General features: G+C 73.2%; 9 protein-coding genes. 3 read left to right on the top strand and 6 right to left on the bottom strand.

Features of this window, described 5'->3' with window-relative positions:
• The first annotated feature begins 213 nt into the window (after window positions 1-213).
• Genes ACZ4FH_RS16770 through ACZ4FH_RS16780 form a run of 3 tightly spaced genes read left to right on the top strand, consistent with a single transcriptional unit; the run spans window position 214 to window position 1680 of the window.
• Complete coding sequence (locus ACZ4FH_RS16770; RefSeq protein ID WP_467305357.1) at window positions 214-699, top strand: DUF3995 domain-containing protein; 486 nt, start codon at window positions 214-216, stop codon at window positions 697-699.
• Window positions 689-1195, top strand: a complete 507-nt coding sequence (locus tag ACZ4FH_RS16775) for an RNA polymerase sigma factor (RefSeq protein WP_467305359.1) — start codon at window positions 689-691, stop codon at window positions 1193-1195. The genes ACZ4FH_RS16770 and ACZ4FH_RS16775 overlap by 11 nt, the downstream gene beginning before the upstream one ends.
• Window positions 1192-1680 carry a hypothetical protein gene (locus tag ACZ4FH_RS16780; protein ID WP_467305361.1) on the top strand — a complete coding sequence of 163 codons (489 nt, stop codon included), beginning with the start codon at window positions 1192-1194 and terminating at the stop codon, window positions 1678-1680. Before ACZ4FH_RS16775 ends, ACZ4FH_RS16780 begins: the two co-directional genes overlap by 4 nt.
• 22 nt (window positions 1681-1702) lie before the next feature.
• Here ACZ4FH_RS16780 and ACZ4FH_RS16785 read toward each other — a convergent pair whose 3' ends face one another.
• The 6 genes from ACZ4FH_RS16785 to ACZ4FH_RS16810 form a co-directional block, all read right to left on the bottom strand.
• Window positions 1703-3184 carry an aldehyde dehydrogenase family protein gene (locus tag ACZ4FH_RS16785; protein ID WP_467305362.1) on the bottom strand — a complete coding sequence of 494 codons (1482 nt, stop codon included), beginning with the start codon at window positions 3182-3184 and terminating at the stop codon, window positions 1703-1705.
• Entirely contained in the window at window positions 3181-4920 is a 1740-nt protein-coding gene (locus ACZ4FH_RS16790) for an N-acyl-D-amino-acid deacylase family protein (protein WP_467305364.1), read from the bottom strand. The genes ACZ4FH_RS16785 and ACZ4FH_RS16790 overlap by 4 nt, the downstream gene beginning before the upstream one ends.
• 241 nt (window positions 4921-5161) lie before the next feature.
• Window positions 5162-6283 carry an LLM class flavin-dependent oxidoreductase gene (locus ACZ4FH_RS16795; protein WP_467305365.1) on the bottom strand — a complete coding sequence of 374 codons (1122 nt, stop codon included), beginning with the start codon at window positions 6281-6283 and terminating at the stop codon, window positions 5162-5164.
• Window positions 6284-6406: 123 nt separating this feature from the next.
• Complete coding sequence (locus tag ACZ4FH_RS16800) at window positions 6407-7192, bottom strand: SDR family NAD(P)-dependent oxidoreductase (RefSeq protein ID WP_467305366.1); 786 nt, start codon at window positions 7190-7192, stop codon at window positions 6407-6409.
• A 27-nt stretch (window positions 7193-7219) separates the two neighbouring features.
• Window positions 7220-8173: an LLM class F420-dependent oxidoreductase gene (locus ACZ4FH_RS16805; protein ID WP_467305367.1), complete on the bottom strand. Its 954-nt coding sequence runs from the start codon at window positions 8171-8173 to the stop codon at window positions 7220-7222.
• Window positions 8174-8425: 252 nt separating this feature from the next.
• Window positions 8426-9149: ABC transporter permease (locus ACZ4FH_RS16810; RefSeq protein ID WP_467305369.1), on the bottom strand; the 724-nt coding region annotated here is incomplete at its 5' end.

Raw genomic sequence — 9149 nt, forward strand, 5'->3', positions numbered from 1 at the left:
AGGAACTCCGGAAGCCTCTCCCGACTTCCTCTCGATGTCAAGAGACTTGATTGCGAGATGCTTGATATCAAGAGATATCGGCACCGGTGCGCACCCCGGCCGCATCCGCCCGAAGTCCCGGGGAACGAATCGGCCCGCCGCCTCCTCTGGAGGGTGACGCCCGACGTCACCGGCCCCACCGGCCGTCCACCGCACCCGACTCCGGAGGAACCCGTGCCCCGTGACCGCCTGCTCCCCTCGCCCCGCGCCGCCGCCCTCACCGTCGCCGCCGTCCTCGGCGCGGACGCGGCGCTGCACCTGCTCTGGTCCACCGGCTCCACCTGGCCCGCCGGGGACGCCGCCTCCCTCTCGTACGCGGTGCTCGGCATCGACGCCCCGTTCACCCCGCCGGTCGTCCTGCCGCTGGCCGCCGCCCTGCTCGGGGGCGCGGTCCTGGTGACGGCCCGCGCCCGGCTCGGGCGCGGCCACCGGCTGGGCCCGCTGCTCCAGGCCGGGACACTGGCCGTCGCGGGCGGCACCGCGCTGCGCGCCCTGGCCGGCATCGGCTGGGCGGCGGGGCTGCGCACCGGCCTGGACCCCGGCGCGGGCCCCACCTTCCATCTGCTCAACTGGACGCTGTACACACCGCTCTGTCTGCTGCTCGCGGCGGCCGCGCTCCGGGTGGCGGCCAGGAAGGACGGCCCGGCCCGTGCCCGATGACCACGACCGCGCGGTGCGCCTGGTGCGGGCGGCCCAGCGCGGGGACACCCTCGCGATGAACGCGCTGCTGGACCTGCTCGCCCCCTACGCGGGCCGCATCTGCGGGCCGATCGCCCTGGCCGACGGGCCCGACGCCGTGCAGGAGACCCTGGTCGCGGTGTTCCGGGGGCTGCGCACGCTCAAGGAGCCCGCCGCCCTCCACGGCTGGGTGCGCGCCATCGCCTGCCGCGAGGCGGTCCGCGTCGCCCGGCGCGGTGCGCGGTCCGTGCCCGTCGACCTCACCGCCCTGCCCCAGCGCGGCGATCCCCAGCTCGCGGCCGACATCGGCGACGTCCTCGCCCGGCTCAGCCCCGAACACCGCGCCGTCCTCGTGCTGCGCGACGTCGAGGGGCTGGACGAGCGCACCGCCGCCGGTCTGCTCGGCCTGCGCGTCGGCACCGTCAAGTCCCGTCTGTCCCGCGCCCGGGACTCCTTCCGGAAGGCATGGACGTCATGACCGACACCCCGCTCCGCCCGTGGCCCGGGTCCGCCCCGCTCGACCCGGTCCGCCGGCTGCGCGCCCTCGCCGCCGGGGTGCGCGGCGCCCGGGTCACCGTCCGGGAGGTCGACGCGCCCTGCTCCGCCGTGGAACCGCTCCTCGCCGACGTGGACGGCGCGCTCGCCGCGCTCGTCCCCGACATGCGGCGGCTGCGGCTCGTCCGCGCCGAGGGCGACCGGGTCGAGGCGGTGGCCCGCAGCCGGTTCGGGATGCACGCCCGCTTCCACGGGGTGCGGCGGCCCGGCTATCTCTGGATGCAGAGCCGCTTCGTCCTCATCGGGATCGCGGCCACCCCGTCCGCCCACGCCCCCGGGCGCACCCTGGTCGCGTTCACCGGCGGGGTGCGCGTCCCGGGCCGGGCCGCGCTCGTGCCCGTGGGGGTGGGCCGGGCGGGGCGGCGGGTCCTGGACCGGCTCGCGGCCCGGCTGGCCCCGCCGCCCTGAGCCACGGCCACGGCCACGGGGATCAGCCCGGCCAGACGATCGCCTGGAGTTCGCTGTAGGCGTGCAGCGCGTACGAGCCGACGTCGCGGCCCACCCCGCTGCGCTTGAACCCGCCGAACGGGGCCTCCATGTTGCGGCCGATCGTGTTCACGCCGACGCCGCCCGCCCGCAGCCGGCCCGCGATCCGGAACGCGCGGGCCACATCGCCCGACCACACGTAGTCGATCAGCCCGTAGTCGCTGTCGTTGGCCAGCGCGACGGCCTCCTCCTCGTCGCCGAAGGGGACCACCACCACGACCGGCCCGAAGATCTCCTCCCGCACCACCCGCATGTCGTTGGTGCAGTCGGCCAGCAGCGTCGGCGCGACGTAGAAGCCGCGCCCGGTCGGCTCCGGGCGCTCGCCGCCGGTGACCACCCGGGCCCCCTCCTTGCGGCCCAGCTCCACGTACGCCTCGATCCGGTCGCGGTGCGCGGCCGAGATGACCGGGCCGACGACCGTGCCCTTCGCCGTCGGGTCCCCGACCGTCAAGTAGCCCGCGTACGCGGCGAGTTTGGCGATCAGCGCGTCGTGCACCGACCGGTGGACCAGGACGCGGGTCGGAGCCGTACAGATCTGACCGCTGTAGAACGAGAACGTCGTCCCGATCCCGGCCACCGCCGCGTCGAGATCGGCGTCGTCGAGCACGATCGCGGCGCCCTTGCCGCCCAGCTCCATCAGCTGCCGCTTCATGCTCCGGCCGCAGACCTCGGCGATGCGCTGTCCGACGGCCGTGGACCCGGTGAAGCTGACCATGTCGACGTCCGCCGAGTCGACGGCCGCCTCGCCCACCTCGGGGGCGGCGCCGGAGACGACGTTGACGACCCCGGCCGGGACGCCCGCCTCGGCGAGGGCGGCGGCCATCCGGTAGACGGAGAGCGGGTCCTGCGGGGCCGGTTTCACCACGACCGTGTTGCCCATCGCCAGCGCCGGGGCGATCTTGCCCGCCGGATTGGCCCAGGGGTTGTTGTACGAGGTGATGCAGGTGACCACGCCGACCGGGCGGCGGACGGCCAGGGCACCGAAGATCCCGGCCCGGCCCATCGGACCGGCCTCGTTGATCTGCGGCGCCACCGCCTCCTCGACCGGCTCCAGGGCCCCCTTCGCGTACCGCCGGAAGCGGGCCGCGCCCACGGCGACCTGCATGCCCCGGGCGGTTGCGGTGGTGGCGCCGCTCTCCGCCTGGGCCAGCGCCGCATTGGCCGCGAAGTCGCGCTGCATCAGACCGGCGGCGCGGTCGAGGATCGCGGCGCGCTCCTCGGGGCGGGTCCGCGACCAGGAGGCGAAGGCGTCACGGGCCGCTGCCGCCGCCTCGTACACCTGGGCGCGGCTCGCCTCGGGCGCGAGGCCGACGGTCTCCTCGGTGGCCGGGTCGACCACCTCGTAGTGCCCGGCGGCCGGTTCGGTCCACTCGCCGCCGATGAAGAGGCGCTGGGGGGCCGCAGGGCTCTGGGGTGTCGTCGTCACAGCGTGCTCACCGTCCTGGTGTCGCGGCCGGAGCGCAGCACCGTCCCGGGGACCGCGCCGGTCACCTTGTCGTCGCGCAGCGTCTCGACGCCGTTGACGCGGACCGAGACGATGCCGAGCGCCCTGGAGTCCAGCCGGGGACTGTCGCCGGGCAGGTCGTGGACGAGGGTGGCCGGGCCCGCGTCGATGCGTTCGGGGTCGAAGAGCACCAGGTCCGCGTGGTACCCCTCCTCCACGCGTCCCCGCTCCCGCAGCCCGAACAGCCGGGCCGGGTCGTCGGTGAGCATCTGCACGGCCCGCTCCAGCGGGAGCAGCTTGCGTCCGCGCAGACAGTCGCCGAGGAAGCGCGTGGTGTACGGGGCACCGCACATCCGGTCCAGATGGGCGCCCGCGTCGGAGCCGCCGAGCATGACGTCCTCGTGCTCCCAGGTGCGCTGCCGCAGCGCCCAGGAGTCGGGGTCGTTGTCCGTGGGCATCGGCCAGAGCACGGTGCGCAGTTCGTCGGCGGCGCAGATCTCGACGAGGCAGTGGAAGGGGTCCTGGCCGCGTTCGGCGGCGATGTCGCGCACGACCCGGCCGCTCAGGCCCTCGTTGGCGGTGCTGTAGGTGTCCCCGATGACGTAGCGGCCGAAGTCCGCGAGCCGCCGGAAGACGCCCGCTTCCTTGCTGTCGGCGCGGCGCAGCATCTCGGCCCGGACGCCGGGGTCGCGGAGCCGTGCGATGCGTTCGGGGACCGGCAGGGCCAGGATGTCGCCCCAGCCGGGGATCAGGTTGAGGGCGCAGAAGGTGCCGAGCGACATGTTCATCGGGGTGAGGATCGGCATGGTGAGGGCGACGATCCGGCCGCCCGCGCGGCGGGCGCGTTCGCTGGGGACCAGCTGGCGCGGGACGCGTTCGGGGACGGCGGCGTCGATGGTCAGCACGTTCCAGTTGAGGGGGCGCCCGGCGGCGGCGGTCATGTCGACGAAGAGGTCGATCTCCTCGTCGGAGAACTGGTCGAGGCAGCCCGCGACGATCGCCTCGATCTGGGTGCCCTCGTGCTCGCCGACCGCGCGGGAGAGGGCGAGCAGCTCCTCCGGCAGGGCGTGCCGGGAGGCGACCGGCTGCCCGTCGCCGTCGGCGTGGGTGGAGGACTGGGTGGTGGACAGGCCCCAGGCCCCGGCGTCCATGGCGTCGTGGAACAGCGCGAGCATCGCGTCCATCTGGGCCTTCGTGGGCTGTCCGCCGACCGCGTCGGCGCCCATCACATGGCGGCGCAGCGCGCAGTGCCCGACCATGAAGCCGGCGTTGACCGCGATCCGCCCCTCCAGGGCGTCCAGGTATTCGCGGAAGCTCGACCAGGTCCAGTCGACGCCCTCCTCCAGCGCCTTGAGGGCCATGCCCTCGACCCGGGCCATCATCCGCCGGGTGTAGTCGGCGTCCTCGGGGCGGTCGGGGTGCAGCGGGGCGAGCGTGAAGCCGCAGTTGCCGCCGGCGACGGTGGTGACGCCGTGGTTCATCGACGGGGTGGCGTACGGGTCCCAGAAGAGCTGGGCGTCGTAGTGCGTGTGCGGGTCGACGAAGCCGGGGGCGAGGACGAGCCCGGTGGCGTCCTCGGAGGTGGCGGCCTCCTCGGAGACCGTGCCGGGTTCGGCGACGACGGCGATCCTGCCCTCCCGGATGCCGACGTCCGCCCGGTAGGAGGGGCCGCCGGTGCCGTCCACGACGGTCGCTCCGCGGATGAGGTGGTCGAGCATGACGGGGTTCCCTTCTCGGGGGTCGAAGCACGCGTGTGCGCCGGGGTGCGTACGGCCGCGGTACGCACCCCGGCCGGGGCGTGTGGTGAAAGTCCCGCCTGCTCGGCGGGCGGACGGCGCCACTTTCACCACGCGCCCCGGGAGCGGCGGTCCGGGAAGACGCCGCCCGTGCGGGGGTACAACCCAGCCCCTCCGGCGTTCGAGGAGCGGGGGTCCGGGGGCGGCGCCCCCGGAACACGCCCTACGCCGACTCGCGGAACCGTGTCGTGCGGTGCACCGGGTCCGTGTCGATCTTCGGGATCACGTGCTCGCCGATCAGCTTGATCGAGTTCAGCGTGTCCTCGCGGCTGATGCCGATCGGCATGCCGAAGCTCAGCTGGTCGGCACCGGCCCGGTCCCAGCGGCGGCACTGGGTCAGCACCTCGTCGGGGTCGCCGCAGATCATCAGCTCCTCGGCGATCAGCAGCTCGATGATCTCCTCGGAGTACTCGGGCAGCAGCTCCGGCCACTCGGGGATGCCCTCGGGCCGGGGGAAGGTGTCGTGGTAGCGGAAGAGCAGCGACTGGAGGTAGTTCAGCCCGCCGCCGACCGCGATCTCCACGGCCTTCTTGTGGGTCTCGGCGCAGATGGCCGTGGAGGTGACCATGACGTTGTCGTTGACGAAGTCACCGACCGGCTGCGCGTCCTTGACGGCGTTCTTGTAGGACTCGACGACCCACTCCATGTCGGAGACCTTCTGCACGCTGAAGCCCAGCACGCCGAGCCCCTTGCTGCCCGCCATGGCGTACGAGGCGGGCGAGCCGGCCGCGTACCACATGGCCGGGTGCGACTTCCCGTACGGCTTGGGCAGGACCTTGCGGGGCGGCAGCGACCAGTGCTTGCCCTGGAAGCCGGCGTACTCGTCCTGGAGCCACATCTTGGGGAACTCGGCGATGGTCTCCTCCCACAGCTCCTTGGTGTGGTTCATGTCGGTGATGCCCGGCATGAACCCCAGGATCTCGTGGCTGCCCGCGCCGCGTCCGGAGCCGAACTCGAAGCGCCCCTCGGAGAGGTGGTCGAGCATGGCGACCTTCTCGGCCACCTTCACCGGGTGGTTGACGGGGGCCAGCGGGTTGAAGATCCCCGAGCCGAGGTGGATGCGGTCGGTGGCGTGTGCGAGATAGCCCAGGTACACGTCGTTGGCGGAGAGGTGCGAGTACTCCTCCAGGAAGTGGTGCTCGGAGGCCCAGGCGTACTTGAAGCCGGACTTGTCCGCCTGGATGACGTACTCGGTCTCCTCGATCAGCGCCTTGTGCTCTGCCCCGGGGTCGGCCTTGGCCCGCGCGGCGGGCACGTACCCCTGTACAAAGAGCCCGAATTCCAAGGGGGTTCACCGTCCTCAATCGTTTCTGACACTCCGTCAGATTGTGATGCGTCCGACTGTTCCACCGAGACCCCGACCCGTCAATACCTGACGCTTCGTCAGCTAGAGGCGTCCGGGCCCGGGTCAGAACAGGCTGACGCCGGCCAGCCAGCCGCCGTCGATGACGAACGGCTGCCCGGTGATGTACGAGGAGTCCTCCGAGGTCAGGAAGAGCGCGAGGGCCGCCACCTCCTCCGGCCTGCCGATCCGCCCGAGCGGCACCAGCTTCCGGTAGAGGGCGTCCACGGCCTCCTTCGTCGCCTCCGGGTCCGCGCCCGGGTCCAGCGCCGCCGGATTGGTCATCGCGGTGTCCACCGCCCCGGGGCACAGGGCGTTCACCCGGATCCCCTTCCCGGCCAGCTCCACCGCCGCCACCCGGGTCAGCCCCAGCACCGCGTGCTTGCTCGCGGCGTACGCCCCGACCCCCGCCATGCCGGTGAGCCCGGTGTACGAGGAGGTGTTGACGATCGTCCCGCCGCCGGCCGCCTCGATCTCGGGGGCTGCGGTGCGGATCCCCAGGAACGCCCCCACCTGGTTGACCTGCACGATCTGCTGGAACTCCTCCAGCGGGGTGGACACCAGCTCGTTGAAGCGCAGGATGCCCGCGTTGTTGACCAGCCCGTCGATCCGGCCGAAGGCGTCCTTGGCGGCGGCCACGGCGGCCTGCCAGTCCTCCTCGCGGCTCACGTCCAGATGCGTGAAGAGCGCGACGTCCTCGCCCAACTCCTTCGCCAGGGCCGCGCCCTGCTCGTCGAGCACGTCCGCGATCACCACCCTGGCCCCCTCGGCGGCGAAGAGCCGGGCCTCCTGCTCACCCTGCCCGCGCGCCGCGCCGGTGATCAGCACGGTCCGTCCGTCCAGCTTTCCCATGGTCGTCTCCCTGCCTGTCTGGGGCCGTTACGCGTCGGGACCGTCGAGATGCGGTGCGACCTCGACGGCGAACGCGGCCATCTGATCGGTCAGTTCATGGAGCGAGCGGCTGCGGAACCGCACCTGGATCTGGTGCACGCCCATCGCGGCGTACTCCCGCAGCGACTCCGCCAGGGCCTCCGGCTTCCCGCTGAGCGTGCGCCGCCCCACGGACCAGTCCGGCTCCCCCACGTACAGCGGTTCGGTGATGGCGCCGACCACGATCGGCTCGGTGACGCCCGCCGCCTCGCGCAGCGCGTACAGCCGGGCGATCTGCTCCGGCAGCTTCGCCCGGGGGTCCCCCTGCGGCAGCCAGCCGTCGCCGCGCACGGCCGCCCGGCGCACGGCGGCGGGCGAGGAGCCGCCCACCCAGACCGGCACCCGCTCCTGCGCCGGGCGCGGCCGCTGCCCCAGTCCGGCGAACGAGAACCGCTCCCCCGCGAACTCCGGATACTCCTCGGGCCCCAGCGCCGCCCGCAGCGCGTCGATCGTCTCGTCCAGCACCGCCCCGCGCCCCTCGAAGTCCGCGCCCAGCGCCTCGAACTCCTCGCGCACATGGCCGGCCCCCACCCCGAGGACCAGCCGGCCGCCGCTGAGGTGGTCGAGCGTGGCGTACTGCTTGGCGGTGGCCAGCGGATGGCGCAGTCCGACGACCGCCACATGGCTCATCAGCAGTACGCGTTCGGTGACCCCGGCCAGGAGGCCGAGCGTGGCCACCGGGTCGTACCAGACGGTGCTCATGCCCTCCGCGAGCCGGCGCGGAATGGCGACGTGGTCGCAGCTCGCCAGATAGGTGAACCCCGCCCGGTCGGCGGTGCGGGCGATCTCGACGAGGTCGGCGGGGGTGGCCCCGGCCTCCCAGGGCTCCGCGTAGATGGCGCTCTGCGACTGGATCGGGAGCTGCATCCCGTACGACAGCGGCCCGGCGGGCAGTATCGGCACCGTCGGCCTCCTTCCCCTGAGTGACGCGGCGGCTGACGCCGTACCCGACACGATATCTGACGCACCGTCACCTGACGCCGCGCGGGGCCATCGTCACGCCTGACGCGGCATCAGACAAGGGGCGCGGGCGAACCGGCCGGACGGACCGGGCCCGGTACGCCGAAGGGGCGGCGCGCGGCCGACACGGAGTCGGTGCACGCCGCCCCGGGGGCGGTGGACGGTTCGCGGGACGGTCCCGCGCACGCGGGGCGATTACGCGGACTCGCCGTCGAACTGCGCGCGGGACCAGCGGTACCCGAGGACCGTGAGCAGCAGGCACCAGCCGACCGCGATCCAGCCGCTGTTGCCGATCCCGGTGCCGAGGAGGAGTCCGCGGAGGGTCTCGATGGCGGGGGTGAAGGGCTGGTACTCGGCGATGGGCCGGAACCAGCCGGGCATGGAGTCGAGCGGGACGAAGGCGCTGGAGATCAGCGGGAGCAGGATCAGCGGCATGGCGCTGTTGCTCGCCGCCTCCGCATTCGGGCTGCCCAGCCCCATGCCCACGGCGATCCAGGTGAAGGCGAGGGTGAAGAGGGCCAGCAGACCGAAGGCGGCGATCCACTCCAGGACGGTGGAGTCCGTCGACCGGAAGCCCATCGCCACCCCCACGGCGCCGACGAGCACCAGGCTGAGCAGGGTCCGGATGACACTCCCGACGACATGGCCGAAGAGGATCGAACTGCGGTGGATGGCCATGGTCCGGAAGCGGGCGATGATCCCCTCGCTCATGTCCGTGGAGACCGAGACGGCCGTGCCGATCGTGGTCGACCCGATGGTCATCAGCAGGATGCCCGGCACGAGGTACGCGATGTACGCGTCGCGGCCCGCGCCGCCGCTCATGGCGTCTCCGAAGATGTAGACGAAGAGGAGGAGCAGCATGATCGGGGTGAGGAGGAGGTTGAGGGTGAGGGAGGGGTAGCGGCGGGCGTGGAGGAGG

The organism is Streptomyces sp. NPDC024555, from assembly GCF_055559335.1.